General features: G+C 53.2%; 21 protein-coding genes and 2 pseudogenes. 12 read left to right on the top strand and 11 right to left on the bottom strand.

Features of this window, described 5'->3' with window-relative positions; translation table 11 throughout:
- From MHN28_RS22920 to MHN28_RS22930, 3 genes and pseudogenes are all read left to right on the top strand, one after another.
- Positions 1-520 (top strand): annotated as a pseudogene (locus MHN28_RS22920) (hypothetical protein); the annotation flags it as partial.
- A gap of 50 nt (positions 521-570) precedes the next feature.
- Positions 571-1,392 carry a class I SAM-dependent methyltransferase gene (locus MHN28_RS22925; RefSeq protein WP_239345167.1) on the top strand — a complete coding sequence of 274 codons (822 nt, stop codon included), beginning with the start codon at positions 571-573 and terminating at the stop codon, positions 1,390-1,392.
- A gap of 222 nt (positions 1,393-1,614) precedes the next feature.
- Complete coding sequence (locus tag MHN28_RS22930; protein WP_239345168.1) at positions 1,615-2,238, top strand: glutathione S-transferase N-terminal domain-containing protein; 624 nt, start codon at positions 1,615-1,617, stop codon at positions 2,236-2,238.
- Between the two features lie 178 nt (positions 2,239-2,416).
- Here the strand turns inward: MHN28_RS22930 and MHN28_RS22935 are convergent, their stop codons facing one another.
- From MHN28_RS22935 to MHN28_RS22950, 3 genes are all read right to left on the bottom strand, one after another.
- Positions 2,417-4,153 (bottom strand): adenylate/guanylate cyclase domain-containing protein, encoded by a 1,737-nt coding sequence (locus tag MHN28_RS22935; protein ID WP_239345169.1) that lies wholly within the window; start codon positions 4,151-4,153, stop codon positions 2,417-2,419.
- 72 nt (positions 4,154-4,225) lie between these two features.
- On the bottom strand, positions 4,226-5,695 hold the full coding sequence (locus tag MHN28_RS24925) for an NAD(P)/FAD-dependent oxidoreductase (RefSeq protein ID WP_304622137.1): 1,470 nt from the start codon (positions 5,693-5,695) through the stop codon (positions 4,226-4,228).
- Complete coding sequence (locus tag MHN28_RS22950; RefSeq protein WP_239345170.1) at positions 5,692-5,931, bottom strand: hypothetical protein; 240 nt, start codon at positions 5,929-5,931, stop codon at positions 5,692-5,694. The genes MHN28_RS24925 and MHN28_RS22950 overlap by 4 nt, the downstream gene beginning before the upstream one ends.
- A gap of 277 nt (positions 5,932-6,208) precedes the next feature.
- Here MHN28_RS22950 and MHN28_RS22955 point away from each other — a divergent pair, with 277 nt between their 5' ends.
- Positions 6,209-6,361 carry a hypothetical protein gene (locus tag MHN28_RS22955; protein ID WP_239345171.1) on the top strand — a complete coding sequence of 51 codons (153 nt, stop codon included), beginning with the start codon at positions 6,209-6,211 and terminating at the stop codon, positions 6,359-6,361.
- A gap of 411 nt (positions 6,362-6,772) precedes the next feature.
- Here the strand turns inward: MHN28_RS22955 and MHN28_RS22960 are convergent, their stop codons facing one another.
- Together MHN28_RS22960 and MHN28_RS22965 are read right to left on the bottom strand one after the other, a co-directional pair.
- Positions 6,773-8,323, bottom strand: a complete 1,551-nt coding sequence (locus MHN28_RS22960; RefSeq protein WP_239345172.1) for an arylsulfatase — start codon at positions 8,321-8,323, stop codon at positions 6,773-6,775.
- A gap of 432 nt (positions 8,324-8,755) precedes the next feature.
- Positions 8,756-10,678, bottom strand: coding sequence for a DUF3604 domain-containing protein (locus tag MHN28_RS22965; RefSeq protein WP_239345173.1), 1,923 nt, complete (start codon positions 10,676-10,678; stop codon positions 8,756-8,758).
- Positions 10,679-11,023: 345 nt separating this feature from the next.
- Between MHN28_RS22965 and MHN28_RS25160 the strand changes: the two are divergent.
- Positions 11,024-11,215: pseudogene (locus MHN28_RS25160) on the top strand (helix-turn-helix domain-containing protein); the annotation flags it as partial.
- A 63-nt stretch (positions 11,216-11,278) separates the two neighbouring features.
- Here MHN28_RS25160 and MHN28_RS22970 read toward each other — a convergent pair.
- A complete protein-coding gene (locus MHN28_RS22970) occupies positions 11,279-12,217 on the bottom strand; it encodes a transporter (protein ID WP_239345174.1) in 939 nt (312 codons plus the stop codon).
- A gap of 132 nt (positions 12,218-12,349) precedes the next feature.
- A complete protein-coding gene (locus MHN28_RS22975; RefSeq protein ID WP_239345175.1) occupies positions 12,350-13,153 on the bottom strand; it encodes a transporter in 804 nt (267 codons plus the stop codon).
- A 170-nt stretch (positions 13,154-13,323) separates the two neighbouring features.
- Between MHN28_RS22975 and MHN28_RS22980 the strand changes: the two genes are divergently transcribed.
- Positions 13,324-14,058 (top strand): helix-turn-helix transcriptional regulator, encoded by a 735-nt coding sequence (locus MHN28_RS22980; RefSeq protein WP_239345176.1) that lies wholly within the window; start codon positions 13,324-13,326, stop codon positions 14,056-14,058.
- Positions 14,059-14,106: 48 nt separating this feature from the next.
- Here MHN28_RS22980 and MHN28_RS22985 read toward each other — a convergent pair whose 3' ends face one another.
- Both MHN28_RS22985 and MHN28_RS22990 read right to left on the bottom strand, forming a co-directional pair.
- A complete protein-coding gene (locus MHN28_RS22985; protein WP_239345177.1) occupies positions 14,107-14,826 on the bottom strand; it encodes a GNAT family N-acetyltransferase in 720 nt (239 codons plus the stop codon).
- Positions 14,827-14,862: 36 nt separating this feature from the next.
- On the bottom strand, positions 14,863-15,288 hold the full coding sequence (locus tag MHN28_RS22990) for a cupin domain-containing protein (RefSeq protein WP_239345178.1): 426 nt from the start codon (positions 15,286-15,288) through the stop codon (positions 14,863-14,865).
- Positions 15,289-15,381: 93 nt separating this feature from the next.
- On the opposite strand from MHN28_RS22990, the gene MHN28_RS22995 reads away from it, so the two are divergent.
- A complete protein-coding gene (locus MHN28_RS22995; RefSeq protein ID WP_239345179.1) occupies positions 15,382-15,720 on the top strand; it encodes a hypothetical protein in 339 nt (112 codons plus the stop codon).
- A gap of 68 nt (positions 15,721-15,788) precedes the next feature.
- Here the strand turns inward: MHN28_RS22995 and MHN28_RS23000 are convergent, their stop codons facing one another.
- Positions 15,789-16,493, bottom strand: coding sequence for an SDR family NAD(P)-dependent oxidoreductase (locus tag MHN28_RS23000; RefSeq protein WP_239345180.1), 705 nt, complete (start codon positions 16,491-16,493; stop codon positions 15,789-15,791).
- A gap of 234 nt (positions 16,494-16,727) precedes the next feature.
- A complete protein-coding gene (locus MHN28_RS23005; protein WP_239345181.1) occupies positions 16,728-17,741 on the bottom strand; it encodes a GlxA family transcriptional regulator in 1,014 nt (337 codons plus the stop codon).
- A gap of 90 nt (positions 17,742-17,831) precedes the next feature.
- Between MHN28_RS23005 and MHN28_RS23010 the strand changes: the two genes are divergently transcribed.
- The 5 genes from MHN28_RS23010 to MHN28_RS23030 all read left to right on the top strand — a co-directional run bounded on the left by MHN28_RS23010 (position 17,832) and on the right by MHN28_RS23030 (position 22,482).
- Positions 17,832-18,881: a proline racemase family protein gene (locus tag MHN28_RS23010; protein WP_239345182.1), complete on the top strand. Its 1,050-nt coding sequence runs from the start codon at positions 17,832-17,834 to the stop codon at positions 18,879-18,881.
- 215 nt (positions 18,882-19,096) lie between these two features.
- Complete coding sequence (gene dctP, locus MHN28_RS23015) at positions 19,097-20,119, top strand: TRAP transporter substrate-binding protein DctP (protein ID WP_239345183.1); 1,023 nt, start codon at positions 19,097-19,099, stop codon at positions 20,117-20,119.
- 63 nt (positions 20,120-20,182) lie between these two features.
- Positions 20,183-20,716, top strand: a complete 534-nt coding sequence (locus MHN28_RS23020; protein WP_239345184.1) for a TRAP transporter small permease — start codon at positions 20,183-20,185, stop codon at positions 20,714-20,716.
- A complete protein-coding gene (locus MHN28_RS23025; protein WP_239345185.1) occupies positions 20,713-22,017 on the top strand; it encodes a TRAP transporter large permease in 1,305 nt (434 codons plus the stop codon). Before MHN28_RS23020 ends, MHN28_RS23025 begins: the two co-directional genes overlap by 4 nt.
- A gap of 15 nt (positions 22,018-22,032) precedes the next feature.
- Entirely contained in the window at positions 22,033-22,482 is a 450-nt protein-coding gene (locus MHN28_RS23030) for a universal stress protein (protein ID WP_239345186.1), read from the top strand.
- Positions 22,483-22,487: the final 5 nt, after the last annotated feature.

Here is a 22,487-nt window from a genome sequence, read left to right on the forward strand (position 1 = left end):
CGTTGGGCAACCTAACGCCAATGGAATTTGCAGAGAAAATGAACATGGACAAACTGGCCGCGTAAGGCCATCAAACCGAACCCAAGGACTCTCCGAAGGTTGGAGGAAACTTGGGGCTCAGGTCACCTTTGCTGCTGCGGCTGGGGCGTTTTGGGAACCCATGGCCACCGAGTGCAGTGCGCCAGTTCACCTGTTTCACGTACACGGCTTTAAAGACCGAATGGTGCTGTTCGAAGGCCGACAGCTGACTTGGGAGGGTGTTGATTTTCACCAGGGTAACGTCATGAAGGGCGTGGATGTCTGGCGCCGCGAGAACGCCTGCCTGGGTAGCGCGGAGAACAGCATTGCGGACGACAACTCGATGCAGAAGGATTGGAGGAATTGTTCTGCCGGCTCGATCCGGCTGAAAGTCACCAAAGGTGGACACGGCGTTCCAGAGGGCTGGCGGAACGCCGTACTTGACTGGTTCGAAGCTCTACCACGAGCGCTCGATTGCCCCCAATCCCTTAGGTTATTTTGATCTGACATGTATTCCGTAGCATTCAAATTGCTTTGTGAAAGGGGTTGAGAATGAAGGAACGAGTGTCCGACCACTATGGTCGCAGCCGTAGACTGATCAAGCAGATAGCTGATAGCCTAAAGGCCACGGGCATTGACCCAAAAAAACTGCGCGCCGCTGATTTTGAACCAATCGATGAATTCCATTTTCGCGGCAGGCAAGCGAGTTTACAGCTGCTGGAGAAACTGGAGTTAGCGCCAGATTCAAATGTGCTTGATATTGGTAGTGGACTGGGTGGGGTCACCAGAACAATTGCCGAAGAAGCAAAGGCCAAGGTTACTGGCATAGATCTGACGCAAGAGTTCTGCGACGCTGCCAAAACCATTTCAGATTGGGTCGATCTTAGTGAACAAACTACGTTTATTCAGGGAGATGCAACAAAGCTGCCATTTTCGGACAGCAGTTTTGATGGCGCGGTGACCGTCCATGTCGCGATGAACATTCCCGACAAACTTTCGGTGTACAAAGAGGCCCGTCGTGTCCTGAAGCCCGGAGCACGATTTGGTGTTTATGACATTCTACAGGGCGAAGGTGGTGATGTCGTTTATCCGACGCCGTGGGCTATGGATGCCTCAATCAGTTACCTCGCGACCCCGAAAGAAATGGCCAGCTTTCTGCAAGATGCGGGTTTTAAGGTATTGGATGAAGAAGACTCGACGGCTGAAAGTTTTGAATGGCTAAAGGCGAGAACTTCGGAACCCAAGTCTGATCGCATCATGCCAGTTACGACACAGATTCTCTTTGGGAACGTCGCCAGTGATATGGTTCAGAACCAACTTCTTGCTCTGGATGATCGTCGTTTATTGACATACCGCTTCATTTGCGCGGCCTGACGATAAAATTAACCAACACTCGCCCCGGTTTCTCTGCTGGGGCTGTAACCTCGGTCACGACTGAGATTGGGTAAGTGGCACGAAGTTGAGCCGATGGAGGCGGGATGGCGCTGTGAGCTTGCTTTACCACCTGATGTGGTCGCTGATTGATTCACAAATGTGGCCAGCTGGTTGCGTCGGCCTTTGGTTTCGTACTCGAAAACAATAAGGGGGTTGGTTACGATGGAACTGATTTACGTTGATGGCTCGCCATTTGCACGAGTGGTCAGAATTTTGGTTCATGAGTGGCGGCTTGCAGTTAAGTGCACTGAAGTATCTTTTCCTTTGCCGCCAGAAACAGAGGCATTAACGCCGATGGGGCAGGTGCCTCTCTTGCTTCGCGAAGGCCAGCCTCCATTGTTTCCAACGCTCAACATAATTGAGCATATGTCCAGTCTTGTCGCCGGAGACGTCCCGTTTCCTCATAACGATCAAACACGTGAGAATCTGGTGATTGCTCTTTCCGCTGGTGACGTCTTGGCTCAGGCGGCATATCAGCAGTGGTCTGGACTTGGCCAAATTGCGGAAAACGGACTTGGTTTTGAACCGGGTGCGCGAAACTTGGATAGATTTTTCCGGACGATATGTTGGTTGTCCGAAAAAGCAGAAGTCGAAGCGATTGCCAGTATGGTCGCCGCCGTATTCCTATACTGGGCACGTGATCGTGGGGTCGCCGGACTAGAATTGGCTGATGCGCGCTTTGATCGTTTTGAACCGTTGTTTTCTCGCCCAAGTTTCCAATTTACCAAACCCCGACCGCATACTCTTGCTGCTTCCGGTAAGTCAGAAGATGGGCTCTTTGAATGAAAGACTATCGACAATACGTTAGATCAAGCGGCTGCTTTTGGCCTCTGAGGCGACTTATTCTGCGTAAGGTGCGGTAGTAGTTGGCAGCCCTAAGCGGACATCCCACCAACAATAGCAAATTGCGCCCCCGCACGTTACTTGCTTTCGATGACCGGCAGTTGATCTACAATTGGTGGCGCTAATCAGGAATGCCCGCGGCTGCGAGCATCGTATAGTAGGCGTCATAGATTTCCGGCTTTGCGATAGAGATACGAGTACGCATATCCCGGAACATTGATACGCTGAAGTCCGGCTCGCGTGACATGTGAATCCGTGCGAGTTCTGTGGCTCGGCCCGCATTGCCAAGGGCCATCTCAGCGACAAGTTCGTTCAGGCGAAACACAGTCACTGTGTTATGAAATGCGCGCATTTTTTGAGCGGTTTCTTTGAGACCGCGCCAGTTCTCTTCTGCAATTTGCGAAAGGCTGATACCCATATAGACTCGGTAATTCAGCGGGTCATTTGGGTTAAGCCGGAGAGCCTCTCTGGCATGAGCCTGTGCCACCTGCGCTTCACCCATCAGGCCATGTAGCAAACAGCTGGAGCCCCAGGCTGAAACGCAGTTTGGGCTTGTTTCGATCACGCGATCCACCAATGACAAGCCGTATTCGCTGTCTTCCGACAGGAACGCTAACACGTAACCGGCATAGGCTTGCGCCTCCAGGTCTACGTGCGACGCCTCTAGAACCTCATGTGCAAGCTGCACTGCGTAATCAAACCGGTCCTTGTTTGGGCGCGTGTCAGGGTTCCAAAGCAAAGTTCGGATCCAGCCTCGAAGAGCGCTGGCCAATGGGTACTCACTTGAGAGCGAAAGAGCTTTTGACAGGTGGTCGTCCGCTTCAGTGAAATTGAACCTGTAAATTAAGGCCTGCGCGCGCAGGAAGTGATCATATGCTCCCAGGGTATCCGGGCGCTTATAGGCAGATCGGTCTATTTCTGCCTGTCTTATGCCTGGTGCAATTGAAGCTACGACGGCCTCAGTGATCTGGTCCTGAAGATCAAAAATATCGTCGAACTTCCCATCGTAACGGTCTGCCCAGACATGCGATCCGGTTTCCGCGTCAATCAGCTGCCCAGTCACACGCAGCCGGTTACCAGCTCTACGAACAGAACCTTCTAATACATAGCGAACACCAAGTTCACAGCCGATGCGGCGCACATCAACCGAAAGCCCTTTGTAAGAAAATGAAGAGTTTCGGGCGACCACGAATATCCAGGGCACTCTGGATAAGCTGGTGATTATGTCTTCGGTTATACCTTCTGCAAAATAATCCTGTTCGGCGTCAGAAGACAGATTGTCAAACGCCAATACGACGACCGAAGGCTTGTCAGGGCGAGATTGAATTATCGGGGGCGCGGTAGCGAATGCCGCCTGCACTGAGTAGGCGGTCACAGGGCGCGCAATATTCTTCAAGTTTTGCGGCCCCAATTCGGTGAACGAAACATCCACCTTGCCTGCAACGTCTTCGTAAACCCGCGCTGAAACGATGATACCTCCGGGAGGAGCCAGACCTTCCAGCCGAGCTGCTATGTTGACGCCATCACCAAGAACGTCACCGTCGTCGTCAAAAACATCACCTGCATGAATTCCCATACGAAATTGCATTTCCGGGCTTTGTCCGCGTGCCGCGTTCCGCTCAACCATCTGGCGCTGCATCGTTTCCGCACAAGCTATGGCGTCAAACGCCGAGGGAAACTCTGCAAGAAAACCGTCACCGGTCTTTTTGAACAGACGCCCGCCATTCAAGCCGACATGCGGTTCCAGCGCTCTAAAGTGGCCCTTGTACGCGTGCAAAGTGGCTTCCTCGTCCGCACTGACAAGCGCGCTATAACCAACAATATCAGCGGCAAGTATGGCTGCCGGGTGTCGCTCCAAACAAAAATTCCTCCTGCGTATCCATTCTTATGGAGTGCCAAAGGGATATTAGGGGCTTCGCGTACAAAACGGTCAGACCACATCTCGGAAGTCGGCCGCACGATAAGGCACAATCAGCTCAGATATTGGCGCTAGAATACCGCGTTTGCGAAGCGGGTCCGCACTCATGTCGAGTAGGAGTTCATCGTGATAGTGGCACATGTGAAGCAGAAGTGTGGCAGAACGTGCTGGTCCTTCTGGCATCCAGGATTGTTTCCAGGACTTGAGCGCATTGATCTCGCTTCGCATGGCCTCAGCATCCGGTAGTAGCACACGACCTGCAACGACTTCCGCAAGCCATTTGGCCTGAAGCGCGAAGGTCGTCACACTCATGAAGGAGGACGCCCGACCCACGAATGCAAGATTTGGCACAGAAGGGTGCAGGACATGGCGGTATAAATAGAACCCATCCGGCCCATCATCCAATGAGTTGAGTATGGACTTCGGTAGATATGGGTAGCCGATCTTCCAGCCCGTGCCGAAGACCACGCAATCGACCTCAAGAGAATCCCCGTCCGCAAGGTCGATCCCGTTGGAAGAGTATGCATTCACCCCTGTTCGATGTGCAGAAATCTTACCTGATCGGATCAAGTCGATGAGCCCCGGACGTGGAACCATGGTCACTTCCGTAAACGCGTCGAATTCGACAGGCGTCTCAGGCATCAAGGTCTCACCACGTGCGATTTGCGTTCGCAATCGTTGCTGGGTACTGAGCAGCAGCTCTACGACACGCCAGAACAGCCAGGGCAACGGATATCCTATTGAGTGGATAGCACGCACGATTGGGCTGGGTCTGACATACGGAGGGATCATGGCTGCAACAAGGCGTGTCAGCATTCCCCATTTAAACGGAAGAATGCCCAGCAATTTGCGCGGAACAGGCCAGTGTGCAGTTCGGAAAACGAGGTGAATCTTATCCGCGACTTCCACAGCCGAACCCGCTATGTCGGTCGCACTTTTTCCGTAACCGATTACAGCGACGCGACGTCCTTTGAGTTGCGATATGTCTTTAATTTCGCTCGCGTGAAGGACTTCTCCTCCAAAGTCTTCACGTTTGGGAATGTTCGGGACATTTGGTGTCTCTGAATAGAGCCCGGCTGCAACGACAACGAGATCGAACTCAATATGTTCAGAACTTTCGGAACCATCAACCTCAAGTGACCACCGGTCACCTTTGCGCTCAATCAAGGTGACGCGGGTGCCTAACCGGAGGCACTCTCGTATACCGAAATGATCGCAATAGTCCTCCAGATACTCCCGAAAGACCGGCCCCGGAGTGAAATGAGACGCTTCTTCGGAAAGCGGAAAATCAGGGAATTCGTACAGGTCCTTCTGCACCTGAACGCCAAAATCGTGGTATCCATCCGCCCAGACGCCACCAAGGTACGGGTTGCGATCAAAAACAGCGCACTGGATGCCGACCCGCGTAAGGCATTTTGCAGTGGCAAGCCCGGAAACCCCAGCACCAATGATAGCGGCGGTTCTGACTTCCCCGACTATCATGCCTCAGATCCCCGTCGCAAAATTCGCGATAAGCCCAAGAAAACGACGCCCAGAAGCCAGAGCGCCAGAACATAGGCTCCGAACACGGTCCAAAGCGCCCATACCCACAGGCCTTGCCAAATTGTTTTAGCTTGGTTCAACCCGGTCTGACCGAGGCGAGAACTCAAAATGAACAACATATTGAGCAGGCCTATGGCAGCGCCGATTGCCGTTCCAATCCAAAAGAAATCGCCCATAATAGCCCCCCAAGGCGGTATCATAATATCACGAAATCACAGTTTTAGATAGCAAGTCGGCCGTCAGCGCTTTGGAAATCACTGACGGCGTCAAAGTTGTTGTGGCCGTCATACCCCGGAGCACCTATTCAAATTCTTAGCTTGCCCATTCGAACCAAGAATGTCGCTACCGACTGTTTCAACGGGCTATTGAAGGAAGCCGCGCCGCTGCACTTGATAGCGAAATAAATGTCAGGAAGAGTTCGCGCTGAAGGCCAAGGCAGAGCTTGACCCACGGATGCAGTCTGTTGCCTTCCGGGCGCTGGACGGGACACCGCCCAGTAAGAGTTTGCTTGAGATCCTCGAACGAGCCGCGGGTTCCGAGAATAAGGTCGAGGCGATCCGGCCGCTCTTCGGGATGCAATGGCAACCGATCAATACGCCTGAGTAAGAGTGGCGTGGCTGATGCGCATTGCCCTCGTCAGCAATGCTGGAAGCATGTGATACGAAAAACGGCGGATTCCGGAAGTTCGCTGCGATTGCGAAATGAACCCCTCCGCTTTGTGAAAGCGGACATTGAAAATCGTGCGGACAGTGTCTGTCGTACTTTAGCCTCGGTAAGGTTAGCAATGCGCAGAAAGTGGGCTTTGCAAAGATTGGCGGATATGCGTCGAAATATTGAAGCTTGTCCGGTGTCACATGTTTGGTGAAGCTGGCCACCCTTCCCTCGTTAACCCGAGTTGGTCAGGCCAAAATCTCAAGTGTTCAGTGCGTTTTTCACCGATTGTTTCCTCCTAATTGAACGGGCGCGGCCTGGTCGAAGACCGCGCCGGTCTGAATGAGAAACCTCAGGCTTCAGGTATTAGTTGTTAGTTCCTGGTCCATCTGACATTTGCTCCATCACCCGATCAAGGTTGAATGATCCGGGCTTTTGGCGTGGCGGATATTCAACTAACGTCTCCAAAACTTCTGCAACTAAAGCTTGCAAAGGCAGTTGCGCAGGAGCGCTCTTTCTTGCCCACCAGGTGTTATAGTTGTTGGAGTCGGTATCGGCCCGCTCAAACGGGTCTCGACGGAGGTGAAATAGTTTTGGCGCTCTCAGATCGACAAAAGGATCGCGCCAGACATCGAAACGCGCTGCGCGCTGTTCTGCAAAGACACTTTTCCAGTCACCCGAGCGTATCGCCAGAAGCTTGCCGTCGTCACTGACGTAGAAGAAGTGCTTGCGCGGGCTTTTGTCGGCTTTGCCGGTCACGTAGTCGAGGATATCGAAACCATCAAGGTGGACCTTGTAGGTCCGATCACCAACGGTATGGCCACCCTGTAGCTTCTCCTTGATATCGGGCTCGCCAACCGCAGCCATCAGCGTTGGCACCCAGTCCTGATGCGAAACGATCTCGTTGGAGATGCGGCCTTCGGCAATTTTTCCTGGCCAACGAATGACTGCCGGGACACGGAAACCACCTTCCCAGTTGGTGTTCTTTTCACCACGGAAGGGTGTGATCCCGCCATCAGGCCATTCATTGTAGTGTGGACCGTTGTCAGTCGAATAAATGACGATTGTATTGTCTGCAATGTCCAACTCATCCAACAGATCGAGCATTTGGCCAACGTGGTTGTCATGTTCGACCATGGCGTCAGAATAAAAGTTTCCACCCTCTCCTGACAGCCCTGCATGCTCTTCGCGTACATGAGTATAGAAGTGCATCCGCGAAGCGTTTAGCCAGACAAAGAACGGTTTCTCTTGTTCATGCGCGCGTTTCACAAAATCAACGGCGGCGTTGGTAAATTCATCATCCACGGTTTCCATTCGCTTGCGCGTAAGAGGCCCGGTGTCTTCGATGGACCCATCGGCGGATGACTTGATGACGCCACGCGGGCCATAGCGTTCTCGGAATTCTTCACCCTTCGGATAATCCGGGTCTTCTGGCTCTTCCTCGGCATTGAGGTGATAGAGGTTCCCAAAGAACTCATCAAAACCATGAGCCGTCGGAAGATGCTCGTCCCGGTCACCAAGGTGGTTTTTGCCAAACTGACCGGTGACGTATCCATGCGGCTTCAGGAGTGTTGCAAGGGTCGGGTCTTCCGGTTGCAAACCCTCAGCGGCACCCGGCATCCCCACCTTGGTCAGACCCGTTCGAAACGGATGCTGACCGGTGATGAACGCAGACCGCCCTGCGGTACAGGATTGCTCTCCATAGTAGTCGGTAAAGGCCATGCCCTCATTCGCGATCCGGTCGATATTGGGCGTCTGATATCCCATCATGCCGCGATTGTTGTAGCTGACGTTCCAATACCCGATGTCATCGCCCCAGATGACCAAAATGTTTGGTTTTTCCTGAGCAATCCCAGCAGTCGCCAGAACGGCTATTGGAATTGAGATCAACCAAGATCGAATGGATTTTTGCTTCATTTTAACCTCCTTGTTTTTCAATTGAGAAATTCTGGATTTGGCAGTCTGAGTTTTGTCATCTCATTCAATCACAGCTCATGGATGTGGATTTCAATTGTGCCCTGAGCGGGCATCCATGACCCTTCCACTGAAAGTGCTGCCGTCGTGGTGAGTTTGAGTGCTGAAATACGCGGCAAAAAACAGGGCCTTTCATCCACTAACTTTTAGGAAACGTGAGTGTTGTAACGAAGCGCATGCCAAAGCCGTTTGCGCCAGAGAAGGGCGATTCCGCCCGCAAAGCTGCGCACTGGTCAAAAAAACAGATAGGTTCGAGTATTCTCATTTCAGATCGACGTGATCTTTCCATTCGATACTATCTTCGGGCAGAGACAGGTTGTTCTCAATAAACTCGCATTTCGGAGTGCTAACCCAGCAAATTTCAATCTCCGGATGTCATTCAGGCTGATACCAAATTGGCGAAGTGTACGCGCGTTCTTGATGGGCAGCCGGAACATCCGTGGGTAATTCCACACCAAAATGCACGGCGTCATAGGTCGACCATCGCGGAGTGGGAATTTCGAGGACGCGACCATAATAAAAGGCCGGTTGATCAGGGTCAAAATCTGGATCGGTCCAAACATTTACCAACTCAGGCGCGCCAATCGTATTGGTATAGTTTGCCGTCTCAACATCGACTGTGTCGCCAACGCCTGGCAGCTTGCCATCGCTGTCCAAACTGCGCTCGCCGCCCCAAGCCACATCATACACTTTTTCGTGCAAAGTGCCCTCAGGATCGATCCACCCCTTAACAATCTGATACCGATCAAGGTTTGCGCCGATTGGGTCCCGCAAGGCGGCGACCAAAAATCGGGGGGCTTTCCCGTCAGGTGCGCCCCGCAAGGTCGCGCCCATCGGAACACCTTTGTCATAACCAACAATGGCAGGACGCCGTGTCAGGGCGTCATCTTCTGTGAAATCAAAGCCGCCAAACAGGCGTACAACCATGCGCGAACCTGTGGTCGCATAGGTCTCGCGTCGTTTCATGGCGTCAAACAATGCTTCGCGGGTGTTTTCGGTGGCCCAAACGGCGGCATATCCTGACGAGGCCATTTCAGTGCCGTTAACAGACACGCGCTCGTCTTCCATGATCGCACTTACCATGCGGTAACTTGACGGCTCCATATGGGGCATCTTGCCAAAGAAGTTGTCTTCGGCAACGGCGGCCAGAGCGGTGTGTGCGTCAGACGACCCGATCATCCCAAACTGATAGGGATTGAACCCGATCTGCGCCTGAATCTGCAGGCCCAGCTTAAGAGCGGAACGCGCATATTCATGCTGAAGCATCTCTGCTTCTTTCGGAACTGTTAGGTCGAGGTTGCCTTTGTCCCAGGTTTCGTAGTCTGCGAATTCGTCATCAGCAGACAGGAACGGGTGCGCCTCGCCATCCCCTTTGATTTGCGTCGCTTCATAGAGGATCTCATATTTCCTGCGAGTCTTGGCCCATTCCTCGGTAATCGCACTACCATCGTATTGGGTGTCATCGAACATAAGGCCATTGGACAGATTGCCGTTATGCGGGATGGCCATCACTGTACCGCCGGTTTTGGCCTCATATTCACCCAGCGCGGTCCATAAATCTTCTGGGTTAGGGCTGATATTCGCGTCGAAAGGTAAAGTCTGAAGCGCTTTGTCGACACCATCACGATAAATGACCACGCGATGGAGGTTGTCGCCACCATCATTGGACGTCCATTCGTATCCAATGAAAGCCGTGAACGCACCAGGATCATTATGCGCTTCGGCAGCGTCGACGTTTTGTTTCCAGGCACTTCTGAAAATGTCAGGATTAGATAATTCAGGTATCTGCTCACCCTGGTTTAAGAGGTCAAGGAACTCAAGGTACGGGCCGAGTGCAGCATCTCCGCCTTCGCGAAGCGCATCACGCCAGCGCCTGAGTCTGGGAACTTCCATCAAGAGGGGGTCGCCGTCCCGTATCGCGTTGAAAACACCCAGGCTTTCCGCGTGGTCCGCGACAACGATGAAATCCAATGGGCGGCTCAGTCTGGCCCTAAGTCCCGTAGAGGTTGTTACTTCTTTACCCTTGGCAAACCGATAAGCATCATGTGCATCCAGCTTTGTCCCAAATGTCACGCCATCAAAGGACAGAGAAGTGTGGACGTGCGTATCTCCGAAATATGGCCGTTGAGGATAATTTTGCTGAACCCAGGGAGAATAGTCTTCTGATTTTGGCAGGACACGTTCGATGTCGGTGTTGTCCAACTTAAAGGGTTCACCACCTGCCAGAATGGGCGACGCCGAGGCGACCACAATTCCGATTGCAGTCAGTTTCAACAATACTTCGTAAGTGCGTTGCATCGTCTTCTCCTCTGTCAGGTTGATTCCGTCCGCTCTTCTGCACGTACGACGCGTTGCAAGTGCCTAAGGGGATCTCATCAGCATTTGTTGAACCTGACGGATCTCACGTCCAAAAATCCCGGCAGCTTCGACGTTATTCAGCGCCCTTCCAAGAATCCTTTTTCGTCTCAGGTAATTAGATCATATACCGTCGGCATGGGTTCAAAAGGTCAACTTTTGTCGCGAGATAGACAAATTGAAATTGCATCGTTCGAAACGGCGGATCGATCAGTCGTGGGGTGGGCGCATCGCGTTGGTGCATCGGAGCGGACACTTGCGCGCTTGTTTTAGAATGAAACCAGCCTCAGCTTCGGACAATGGCGTCAACAGGTTCAGTTAACCGCCGTCCTGACAGCGCTGAGCAGGGGCCAAAGCATCAAGAGTGCCGCGTCCATTGCCAATTTTGGCGGTCAGCCAACATTTGGGTCCGCCTTCAAAAAGTTCTTCGGGCTAACGCCAGGTCAAGCGAAAGCTGCGGCAGTTACGCCGGTAGACTAACCATAGCTCGGGTCACCACCCAGTTTCAGATCATGTTTCGAATGGTTCACTCGGGACTTGAACTTATAATCCCAGCGGGATCGCCAACTGGATAAGAGCCGACCCACCCTCCAGTCGGTTGTCAGCGTCAAACTCGTGAAGATATTTGGCTTTTAGTGTCACCGGCGTGTTGCCAGCCAGGAAGGTGTAATTCAACGCGGGACCAATTGCGCCAACGCGCCCTTTGAAATCTCCCGGCGCCGTCCCGCTGTCGCCAGTTATCTGGTGGTAGTAGTACCCGTTCAGACCATAGGCGAATTGCTTCGACTGATGCTTCATCGCTGCAAATTCGAGGTGAAACTCGGTTCCCGAGCGATAGCCCGTGTCGTCGTTTTCACCGTTGAAAGTGAAGCCAGGGGCAACTGAGACTTCATACCCGGTTGCAGGATCGAGCCACGTCACGGCCAATGTCGTATCCAGACCCCACCGATTGAACCCGGCGTTTGCCAATGAGTTGGGGCTGTAGCTGCCGACGGGTATGTTCAACAAGACGTTCATGGTGGAATGCCAATTCCCGGAACTCCATCCGATGATGCCTGTCAAAAGAGGATCGCCAAATGCAAATGTATCGTCGGATACAGCTCCACTAATTGGGGATCCGCCAAAGGAAGCCGTCGCACTTGCCGACACGTCCTTGGCAACAACCGGAACAACTACCCCATAGGCGAGCCGTCCGCCCAACACCTGTGTGTCGGTCACATTCAGGAAAGTCGACAGGTTTACAAAGGCGTCCGCATCCAGCCCGAAAGCAAGTGTCCCTGCTTCGTCTGGAAGCGCGGTCGAAGCAGACGCCAAACCAGAATAGTAATAGGAATCGTTCAGGAAATATTTGCCAGTCGGCGGCAGGATTCCTGCCCCAGATCCTTTGCTGCCGAGCAGGTAGATCCCCGATCCGCCTTCCACAGCGGCGGCTTTGATTGGAGCAAGTGCAGACAACGAGAACAACAGGGCAATCAGTAGCACCCTCGGGTCTCGAGTTCTAAGCAACTCAGTGTTGAACATCAATCTGTACTCCAATCTCTGATCGCGGAAACGCCAGGACCGAGAAACATCTGTCTCCGCTGTTCCAAAGAAATTTTCCTGTTCCGACGGCCATCACTTCGGAAAAACCAGTGTGGTGACAAGACGAAAGCCCAAACCGTCTGGACCACTGGAAGGTGTTTCCGCCCAATACCGGATGCCGCCGGAAATACTGACGGTTTGACCTGATATCTGAAGTGTTTTGCCCGCCACAAAGTTGAGGGGGACAGACCACTGTTCTGCTTCCCAGTTGTAGGTTGACTCCGACGTAAACGAGAACTGCCAGGCTTGCGGCGTTGTGTAGCTGACGAACGGCTGAACAAACGACTGGTTCACGTCCGGGCGATCATCATCTCCAGCGAAACTCCAGACATGGTTGGCCAAGCCACCGACGGTCCAGGGGCCGAATTGGCGGATCGCGATGGCCGAGGGACCCGCTCCCCACTTGTCAGCACCCAGCAGGTCGTCGGTGGCCGTCGGCAAAAGAAACGCTCCGCCCAATCCGATCACCCAGCCGTCGCTGGGATTCCGGTTGGGGGCAACAAAAAAGCTTTGCAGGGTGTCGCCCAACCCAAATTGGGACCCGCTGTTTCCAGCGATGTCGGTCTGGTCGATCACGGGAAGTATCGTCCGCGATATCAGGTTCCAATTGCCATTGAGTGGGATTGGAATGACCGGTTGAATATTCAGCGTCGTGCGATGTCCATCAGCAGGCCCGAAGCCGCTGTCGTAGTTGAGTTGAAAGGGCACGCTAACCAGATTGGCGATTGGATTCGCAAGTTGCTTGGCAATTTCTTCATCAGTTGCCTGTTGTGCCGACCCAGAGGCCGGAAGTGTTGAAATCATCAAGAGTGAGATTTTGCACAGCAGCTTGTCCAAGTCTGTCTCCAACACTCTGAAGGCTCGAACACCTCACCATTGCGCGCGAGGTCCGCATTGATCGTTGCTCAGGCAATTAGATAGCGCTATGCCTGATGGGAACAAAAGGACAAAAGATGTCGCCAAAACGACAAGTGCCCGTTGCGCATTTCGAAGCTGCGTCTCGCCCTTTGGTCGGCTTTGCCGAGGACTACCCAGATGGCTTCCGCCCCGGAATGCATTCTCACCCGCGTGCGCAGCTCGTGCACGCTATTTCAGGGGTGATGAGGATTGAGTTGGAAAACTCGAGTTTTGTGGTTCCGCCGACGACAGCACTGTTGCTGCCCGCAGACGCAAACCATGACATCCTGATGGAAGGTCCGGTGCAAATGCGCGTTCTTTTCCTGCGAAAGCAGGCGGCGGCAAAAGTTGGCGACCGCTCCATGGTCTTTTATGTGTCACCTCTATTGCGTGAACTCATTCTCGCAGCCTGTGCCGAGCCATTGGAATGGGACCTGAACGGTCGCGGGCACCATATTGCTGAACTCGCACTCAACGAAATTGCCAGGGCGTCGTCACTTCCGCTGGAGCTTGTCCTGCCGTCGGAGCCACGATTGCAACGAGTGGCGAGGCAGATTGCGGATAACCCGTCTGACGACAAAAGCCTGGAAGCCTGGGCCGAGGTGGCCTGTGTGTCCGGCAGAACTCTGGCGCGCCTTTTTCGTGCTGATACTGGAATGACATTTACGCAATGGCGGCAACATCTCCGGTTAACGAAGGCATTAAGCGCGTTGGTCAGCGGGTCCAGCCCAACTCAAGCTGCACAAATCGCCTGTTTTGAGAGTATTCCAGCCTTTGGTTCTGCTTTTCGCAAGGCGTTTGGCATGACGCCGGGACAGGCTCGCAAACTTGGACAAAGCAATTGATCCTTACAGATTCTAAATCTTCCAAAGATTTTCGGCCCCTTCCAATTTCTAACCGGTAAAATCCCAGAGCTTTGATTTCTGCGTTCCATCGCTTGAAAAATTCTCGTGTGAGAGCCAGCGCTCAAAGCCGGACTTCAGACGCGGCCAATCCCGATCCAGGATCGAATACCAGGCTGTATCCCGATTGCGTCCTTTGTAGACCAGTGCTTGTCGGAAAAGCCCATCATAGGTGAAACCCAATCTTCGTGCAGCGTTGTGAGAAGGCTGATTCAGGTTGTCACATTTCCATTCATATCGCCTGTATCCCAGGTCATCGAAGATAAGCTTCATCATCAGGTACATCGCTTCCGTGGCTAAGCGGGACTTTTGAATAAGGGGTGAGAATGCGATGTATCCAACTTCGATCACGCCGGTCTCCGGGCTGATCCGCATGTAGCTGGCAAATCCGACAGCCCGGCCGGATTTCTGGTCGACAATAGCGGAAAAAAGCGGATCAGCACTGCTTGTCGCCCATGTCATCCAGTTCCGGAATTCAGTGCGCGACTGGAACGGCCCAACGGGCATGTAGGTCCATGACTTTCCGGATGTGTCCGCTGAAAACGCATCAAACAAGTCGTCAGTATGCCCCTCAAGATCCAGCGGTTCCAGCCTGCAATATGTACCTTGCAAACGAACATCTTCAGGCGGCAGGGCGCCTTTCCAGTCGGGAACATCAAAACCAATTGGCTGATTGTGTTCATTGTGTCTTTGTTGAAGGTCCTTTGCCATCATCTGCCTGCTCGTCGAGTTCCAATGTTGAGTCCGTCAGTCACACAGCGCAAATCCGGGTCCGTCCACGTTCTCGACGGATTCACCCTCGCCAAGTCGAACGAAAATGTATCGGCAGTTCTCGGGTGCATCGATGATCTGCGCCCTGTGAATCACTTTCCGACCAAAGAAGCCGTAATCGCCGGGACCGAGTTCGAAACTCTTCTCACCATTCTCGCCCCAATCGACCCGTATGCGACCTTCGAGCATATACATGATGCTGTCATAGTCTTTGTGGTGGTGCCGTTGGCTGGGCTGATCACGCGCGGTGACCTCGCATTGCCCGACCCAAATGCCATTTCCCGAATAGGCCGTCTTGCGCTGCTGTCCGGGTGTGCTGGGCCCGTCTTTCGGCATGATTTGAGAGATTTGGTGAATGTTCCGCCCAAAAACACCAGCCGTCTCACTTGCCAACTTGGTCATGCCAGGCCCCTCCGTACGATCTAACAGTTACTATACCGGGTTCGGCTGAGATCAGTTGGACAATATGTGTCGCTAAAATGACAACTGAATTCGATGTCAGGCCGTCGAGAAAGCAAGGCAGTTAGCACCGATACCGGCCGTTCGTGCGACCACAGCGAAAGCTTGCTTTTTCCGCGGTTCTTCCACCCCAAGTTCAAGCAGATCACGACGATGACGCCAATCCAATTCGTGAAGTCGATGCGGCTCAACAACGCCGCTATGAAGATCGCCGGGGGCATGGCGGTGAACGAAGCCGCGATGGATGTGGGCTATGTCAGCCCGTTGCAGTTCACCGTGAGTTCAAACGCATGTATCGGCAGTCGCCACGGCAATGGGGTGAAGCGCAACAGCTACCAATGGGTGTTGGTTGAGCCTTCTCAAGCTTACCAATAGCAGACCTTGGTTGATTAGTTTGTAAAATCTGTTTCGTCCGCTAAGCAAACAGTAGAGCGTCCGTATCTTTACCACTTCTCGCCGAATGGCCGAATATCAATTTCGAACGTCCAAGCTGATTTGTGTTGATGCGCAAGCATCAACGCCGTTTCCGCAATGCGCTGGGGTTGGATAAAGAACTCGTCGGGCTCGTTTGAAGCAAAGTTCGTTCGGGTGTCTTCCGTGTCGATCACGCCGTCGATGATCAAATACGCAACGTGCACTCCTTTAGGGCCCAGTTGCTTAGCAAGCGCGTTCGCCAGTGTGCGTTGGGCGGACTTTGAGGGGGCAAACGCCGTTGTCCAGACGTTACCCCGGAGAGCTGCAGTGGCACCCGATACGATGATTGCACCTGCACCACGTTCGGACATTTGAGGCCCCAAAGCCTTGGCGGCAGCGAAGAGACCCAGTGCTCCAACACGCCAACTTTGTTCGAACTGGAGTTCTGAAACGTCATCCAGAGTTCCAAACTGTGCGAGGTCTGCATTGTAAATCACGACGTCGATAGGACCGAGATCGTTTTGAAGAGATGCCAGAGCCCCCTTGAGGTTATCAGGGTTGCCCGCGTCGCACTTGTAGGCTCGAATCGATGTATTGGTCGCTTCCGCTCCGTTAAACCCCGCCCCCGACCTGCTGAGCAAACCAAGACTGTATCCAGCTTGATTGAAGGTTTCGGCACAAGCAGTCCCGAGGCCTGGACCAAAGCCGATGATTGCACAGACCTTTCCTCCCATGGTGAAAATCTCCTTAAAGTATGTCGAGTGCGAGCAATCATATCACGAACCGGCCTTGCCCCATAGCGAGCGGCAGCATTTTCCGCATTGCATGAGTTCAGTCAGCCTCTGATTTTGCGATCGCAGCGAACGGCCGGTTTGACGGGCCGCCCCCCAGCATCTGTTGGCAAAGCTCAACGACAGGTAAGGGCCGGACGACTACGAAACACCCAGGCATTATGTTTGGGCCAACGCTCAACGAGGTTTGGCGAGTCTTTGCTCTCGGTAGGTTCTGGGTGTTTCGCCAAAGCGCGTTTTGAACCAGCGTGAAAAGTGGCTGCTGTCCGAAAAACCGCATTCATATGCGATCTGCGTTACCGTTCTTTTGGAATTCATAAGCCGCCATCTGGCGTGCTGCAAGCGCATGTCGCGCCAAACTTCTTGTGGCGTCGCTTTTGCGTGCTTGAGGAACACTCGGTTTAGCTGCCGTACGGTCGAACCAAGCATGGCGGCAAGATGTTCTGTCGTGTCTGGCTCTCTCAGTTTCTGACGCATGATTTTGATAGCTTGCTCAACCCGCCAGTTGCCGCATTCTTCCAGATCCTGAAATGGTAACCTGCCCACCTCGTGGGCCATGCGATGTTCGTCGACGACCAGAGCTGTAAGGCCTTTCATCCCTCGGGATCTTCCGCAACGCTCAATCAGAATTTCAACTGCAAGGTCGATTGCTGCGGTTCCGCCAGGGCAGGTCAGAATCCCGCCGTCACTGACGTAAAGTTCGTTTTCAATCGGAATACTTTCTGGAAACATGGCCATAAATTCTGGTCGGTGGTGGGCATGAATCGCCGCTCTTTTTCCGTTCAACAATCCAGCTTTCGCGATCGCGAAACTGCCGGTGCAAAGGCCAACCAGTTTGGTTCCCAGGGCATGCTGCTTCTGCAAGAATTCAAAGGTATCGGCGTGAATTTCATCCAGCTGATCAATCAATCCGCCGACGATGACAATATAGTCATACTCACCAGCGCCATCATACGTCTTCCAAGGCGTGATAGATAGGCCACAGCTGGAGCGGATCGGAGCCATATCATGTGAAAGCACGTCCCAATGACAAAATATCTGTCTGCTGCGGTCTGCTTCGTCAGACGAATGCCTGACTGCATCGATAAAACCGGCCAGGGGTAGGATCGTGAAGGCCGGGGTCAGAATGAAAGCAAATCGAACATCCGGATCGACTTGTTCGTTTAGATTAGCCGATAACAAGTCTGACATTGCTTCTTCATCTTCATAGAAAATGTCCCATTTGTTCTATCGATAGTCTGGCATGTCCCCCAAATGAATGTAAAGGCACTAGGAGGGACCATGCGCTGGAATCGGACCGTGACGGTAATCGGAGCACATGCCGAAGGCGAAGTCGGCAGAGTCGTTACTGGCGGAGTGTTGAATATTCCCGGCAACTCGACACTGGAGAAACTTGAATATCTTCAGGCAAACGACGACTTGCGAAGGTTCGTAAATCGAGAGCCGAGAGGGTGCGCTCAGATGACAACAAACCTGTTGTTGCCTGCAAGTGACGCATCGGCGGATGCGGCATTCATCCCAATGCAGGCTGACGGATCACATGCGATGTCCGGCTCGAACGCCATGTGTGTCACAACTGTGCTGCTGGAAACGGGCATGATCCCAATGAAAGAGCCGGAAACAACGGTTATACTGGATACTGCCGCCGGGCTGGTAACCGCGAAAGCATCTTGTCGGGATGGTCGCGTAGAGAGAGTTACGCTGGACTTTTTTCCTGCCTATGCAGAGCTGTTGGATGCGAAACTCGAAGTCGAAGGAATTGGGACCATTTCCGTGGATGTCGCGTTTGGCGGAGTATTCTATGTTATGCCCAACGTTGACCAACTTGGATTTCAAATTGGTCCCGATGTCGCGCAGGATATGGTCAGGCTGGGCAACGACATCAAGAAAGCAGCCCAAGAACAGTTCAAAGTCCAGCATCCTGAAGTCGAGCAGTTCAACTCGATCGAATTTTTGATGTTCACCGGTAGGGAAAAGCCCGCCGCGAAAATCTTTCAAAATGCTACAATCATGCCGCCGGGACGGGTTGATCGCTCCCCATGTGGTACGGGTTCAGCGGCGCGCATGGCGGCAATGTTTGCCAAGGGTGAGATATCGGTGGGCGAAACGCTCGACATGCGCTCAACAATCAATTCAAGCTTTTTGACGTCCGTTATCGGTGTAACAACTGTCGGCGGGCGAAAAGCGATCCTTCCCCAGATTTCCGGGCGCGCTTGGATTTATGGGACCATGCAACTCGGGTCTGATCCCACAGATCCCTATCAGCTTGGGTATACTATGGCTGATACTTGGGGAACGGGCATTGAGCACGAAATTCCCGGATTGAACTGAACGGCTTTTCGCCACCTCAGGCCCGGCTGCAGATGCAGCCGGGCTTTATTTTTTGCATCCAAATTGTGATGATCCGGCAAAGTCAGACAATGTCTGTCTTGTTATTAAAATGGACCATAATATTCATTTTAAGCATCGATTCCAATTTTATCCTGTCTCCCACTAATTGCTCTGCTGCTGAAGGCACCAGGACCAAATCAACGGGAGGAATTCCAATGACACTCAAACTGACCCGCCGTGCGGTAATGGCTGCGGCAACTGCCGTATCTATGGGGCTGACTGCTTTCGCTGCATCAGCCGCAGATACAACGCTTCGGCTTTCGCATCTGTCTCCGCCAGATTCCGACATGGATGTCTGGGCAAACGAATTCGCATCGCGTGTTGCCAAAGAAACCGATGGCCGTATCGAAGTGCGTATTTTTCCGGCCAGCCAGTTGGGTGACTGGGAAGAAGTGTATGAGCAATTGAGCCAGGGCTCAGTCGATCTGGCAATCCAATCCGTTTCGACCAAGTTCGATTCACGACTGGCGCTCACATGGTTCCCATACACGGCGGTCGATTACGACAGCGCGAAAGAGGCCTGGAACACCGGAGGCTTTCTGTTCAACATCGTAAACGACCTGATTGAGCCACAGCAGATTCAGGCGCTGGCGCCCTACGCCTTTGGTCTGGGCGGTGTCGCTGTCGGCAAACCCGTCACCGATCCGAAGAATCCGAACGCTGATCACAGCGATCTGAAAATCCGGGTGTGGCCGTCGGGCGTTGGTACTCACAAGCCGTTGCTGGAACGTCTGGGCTATTCCACCACCACCATGCCCTGGGCGGAACTCTATACTGGCGTCCAGACCGGTGTGATTGACGGAATGATTGGTGGCGTTCCGGAAAATGCGGTTCGCGACTGGAACGGGGTCGTAGATACATGGCTGCAGCTCAACGACCACTTCGAGATCAACTGGCTTCTCGGTTCGGCCTTCTCGATGGCGAACCTGTCCGATGAAGATCGCGCCACCCTTTCCAAAATCGCAGCCGAGATGGCCACCGAGCGCTTTGATGCGGTGGAAGCTGCCGACAATGGATACCTGCAGCAGTTGCGCGATGAAGGCGTAACCGTTGTGACCTATTCGAAGGACGAAATTGAAGCGATGGCTGCCGTCGTCCGGGCAGACGCCTGGCCGGAGATGAAGCCAGAGATCGGTGACGAGCTCTACGAGCTGATCCAGCAGCACTACGGGAATTAAACTCCCCAACCTTGAGGGGTGGGCTCTTGGCTTGCCCCTCACTTTTTAAATCGGGAGGGGGCAATGCTTGAAGAACGACAAACACAAATCCAAAATCCGATCTGGCAATACAAACTGAAAATCCAGCGCTTCGTGATGTTCATCGCGAGTATCGCGTTCACGGCAGCTGTCTTTCTTCAGGTCGTTACCCGGTATCTCTTCAACTATTCCGTGTTCGGCATCGAGGAATTCGCGAGTTTTGCTGGCATCATCATGTACTTCATTGGTGCAGCATACGCGACGCACGAACGCAGCCATATCTCGGCAAGCCTTGTCGATACCATTTTAGGCGAGGGGCGTATCACGGCAGGCGTGCATACATTTACACGTTTTCTGGCTGCCCTGCTGACGATCTACATTCTTTTCGCCCTGTGGGACTTGCTGGTTTTCACCGAGCGTATGAACACGAAATCCACCGAGCTACGCGTTCCGATGATCTTCATCTACGGCACGATGTTTGTCGGCCTGGTTTTGACCGCATTCTACTTCCTTCTCGAAACCTACGACAGCCTGCGGGCCACAATCTCGCATACTTCCACTGAGGAGACCGACAAATGAGCACTCTAATTTTGATGGATGTCGCTCTTCTCGTGACCTTGATGGTTTTGGGCGTTCCCGTTGCCATGACTTTTGTGGCCGCTGCCGCATTTCTGGTTATCTTTGGCGACTACAATTCAACCACGTTCCTGATCACCTCTGGCTACTCCAAGGTCTCGTCGGTCGTTCTGCTTGCCATTCCTCTTTACATTCTTGCTGGTGGCATCATGACCCAGGGTGGAATTGCGAAACGCCTTTTGGATTTGGCTGACAGCATTCTCGGCCGCTATCGCTCCGGTCTGGGCGTGGTGACTGTCATCACCACTGCTATTTTTGGCGCGATTTCGGGCATGGCCTCATCGGCTGTTGCAGCAATTGGTTCGATCGCGATCCCGAAGATGGTCGAGCAGGGCTATGACCGGGGATACGCCACATCCCTTGTCAGTTGTTCCGCAGTTTTGGCCCTGTTGATCCCGCCAAGCGCCACGATGATCCTTTACGGATGGGTCACCGGTACCTCGATTGCCGCGTGTTTCCTGGCACCGCTGCTGCCGGCCTGTCTGTTAATTGCGCTGTTTTCGTTTTGGAACATGGTTCTGACGAAGAAGATGGATATTGAGGTCGCAGAGCCGCAGCCATTCAACGTTCAGATGAAAACGGTGTTTCAGCGGTCCCGCGAAGCCGGATTTGGTCTCGCAATGCCACTGATCATTCTGGGCTTTATTTACGGTGGGATCACCACACCGACCGAAGCTGCTGCTGTGGCAGTAGTCTACGCTCTGCCGGTAGCTTTCCTGATTTACCGCGAACTAACCTTTAAGTCTTTCTATGACGTGGTCTGGAAATCGGCACAGGTGACTTCGGTTCTGATGCTTGTCATCTTCACAGCCAACATGTTGGCGCGCGTTCTGACCCTCGAAGAGGTTCCGCAGCAGATCCTTGAATCCATGCTGGCCATCTCAAGCAACCCTGTTGTTCTTCTGCTTTTGGTGAACGCGTTTCTGCTGATGATCGGCATGTTCATGGAAGATGTGTCGGGCATCCTTTTGGCCGCGCCGTTGCTGTTGCCGGTTGTGACCGAAGCTGGTGTGCATCCGGTTCATTTCGCAGCAATCATCGGAACCAACCTCGGTATGGGGCTGATCACGCCGCCGACCGCGCCGATCCTGTACTTCGGAACACTCATCGGACAGACGACCCTCGCCAAGGTCGTGAAACCCACTTTGGTCTTCGTGTTCCTCGCTTATTTTCCGGTTGTTCTGATCACCACATTTCTGCCCGAATTATCGCTGTGGCTTCCACGGCTTGTAACCGGGCTTTGAGAGGAGGAATCTCTCATGAAGCTACGCGTACTTGTTCCCGTGGATGTGGAAGAGCCGCGATCCTGGATAAACGTGTTACCGCAGTTGCGGCAGCATATAACGGGCAACGAAGTCGATCTGTCGGTGGTCACTGTCGTGCCGGAACTGGGAACCGTCATCGCACAGGCTGCGCAAGCTGCCCCGCTCACTTCATTCGTGCCCGCCGAATGGAAGGAAAAAGCCCTCGCTTTGGCCCGAGAGCGGCTTGAAGAAATTGTAGACGCTGATGATCTGGGTGACATCCGCCATATCGTGCGGTCGGGCTCGGTCTATTCAGAAATTCTGCAAACCGCCGAGGACATCGCAGCAAACCTAATCGTGGTGATGTCGCATATCCCTGATCTTGGCGATTACCTCTTGGGGCCGAACGCCGCCAAGATCGTTCGCCACGCAAAATGTTCTGTACTGGTTGTCCGACCAGAATAGGCAAG

It is taken from the genome of Ruegeria sp. Ofav3-42 (assembly GCF_022347725.1).
In the GTDB taxonomy this organism is placed as follows: domain Bacteria; phylum Pseudomonadota; class Alphaproteobacteria; order Rhodobacterales; family Rhodobacteraceae; genus Ruegeria.

Coding starts and splice junctions, on each gene's coding strand:
- MHN28_RS22950 (WP_239345170.1), bottom strand. CDS start 5,931: ATGGGCGATTTCTTTTGGATTGGAACGGCAATCGGCGCTGCCATAGGC.
- MHN28_RS23010 (WP_239345182.1), top strand. CDS start 17,832: ATGCGCTGGAATCGGACCGTGACGGTAATCGGAGCACATGCCGAAGGC.
- MHN28_RS23020 (WP_239345184.1), top strand. CDS start 20,183: ATGCTTGAAGAACGACAAACACAAATCCAAAATCCGATCTGGCAATAC.
- MHN28_RS24925 (WP_304622137.1), bottom strand. CDS start 5,695: ATGATAGTCGGGGAAGTCAGAACCGCCGCTATCATTGGTGCTGGGGTT.
- MHN28_RS22960 (WP_239345172.1), bottom strand. CDS start 8,323: ATGAAGCAAAAATCCATTCGATCTTGGTTGATCTCAATTCCAATAGCC.
- MHN28_RS22990 (WP_239345178.1), bottom strand. CDS start 15,288: ATGACCAAGTTGGCAAGTGAGACGGCTGGTGTTTTTGGGCGGAACATT.
- MHN28_RS22995 (WP_239345179.1), top strand. CDS start 15,382: ATGTCAGGCCGTCGAGAAAGCAAGGCAGTTAGCACCGATACCGGCCGT.
- dctP (WP_239345183.1), top strand. CDS start 19,097: ATGACACTCAAACTGACCCGCCGTGCGGTAATGGCTGCGGCAACTGCC.
- MHN28_RS22955 (WP_239345171.1), top strand. CDS start 6,209: ATGCAGTCTGTTGCCTTCCGGGCGCTGGACGGGACACCGCCCAGTAAG.
- MHN28_RS23005 (WP_239345181.1), bottom strand. CDS start 17,741: ATGTCAGACTTGTTATCGGCTAATCTAAACGAACAAGTCGATCCGGAT.
- MHN28_RS22965 (WP_239345173.1), bottom strand. CDS start 10,678: ATGCAACGCACTTACGAAGTATTGTTGAAACTGACTGCAATCGGAATT.
- MHN28_RS22925 (WP_239345167.1), top strand. CDS start 571: ATGAAGGAACGAGTGTCCGACCACTATGGTCGCAGCCGTAGACTGATC.
- MHN28_RS23025 (WP_239345185.1), top strand. CDS start 20,713: ATGAGCACTCTAATTTTGATGGATGTCGCTCTTCTCGTGACCTTGATG.
- MHN28_RS22930 (WP_239345168.1), top strand. CDS start 1,615: ATGGAACTGATTTACGTTGATGGCTCGCCATTTGCACGAGTGGTCAGA.
- MHN28_RS23000 (WP_239345180.1), bottom strand. CDS start 16,493: ATGGGAGGAAAGGTCTGTGCAATCATCGGCTTTGGTCCAGGCCTCGGG.
- MHN28_RS22985 (WP_239345177.1), bottom strand. CDS start 14,826: ATGGCAAAGGACCTTCAACAAAGACACAATGAACACAATCAGCCAATT.
- MHN28_RS23030 (WP_239345186.1), top strand. CDS start 22,033: ATGAAGCTACGCGTACTTGTTCCCGTGGATGTGGAAGAGCCGCGATCC.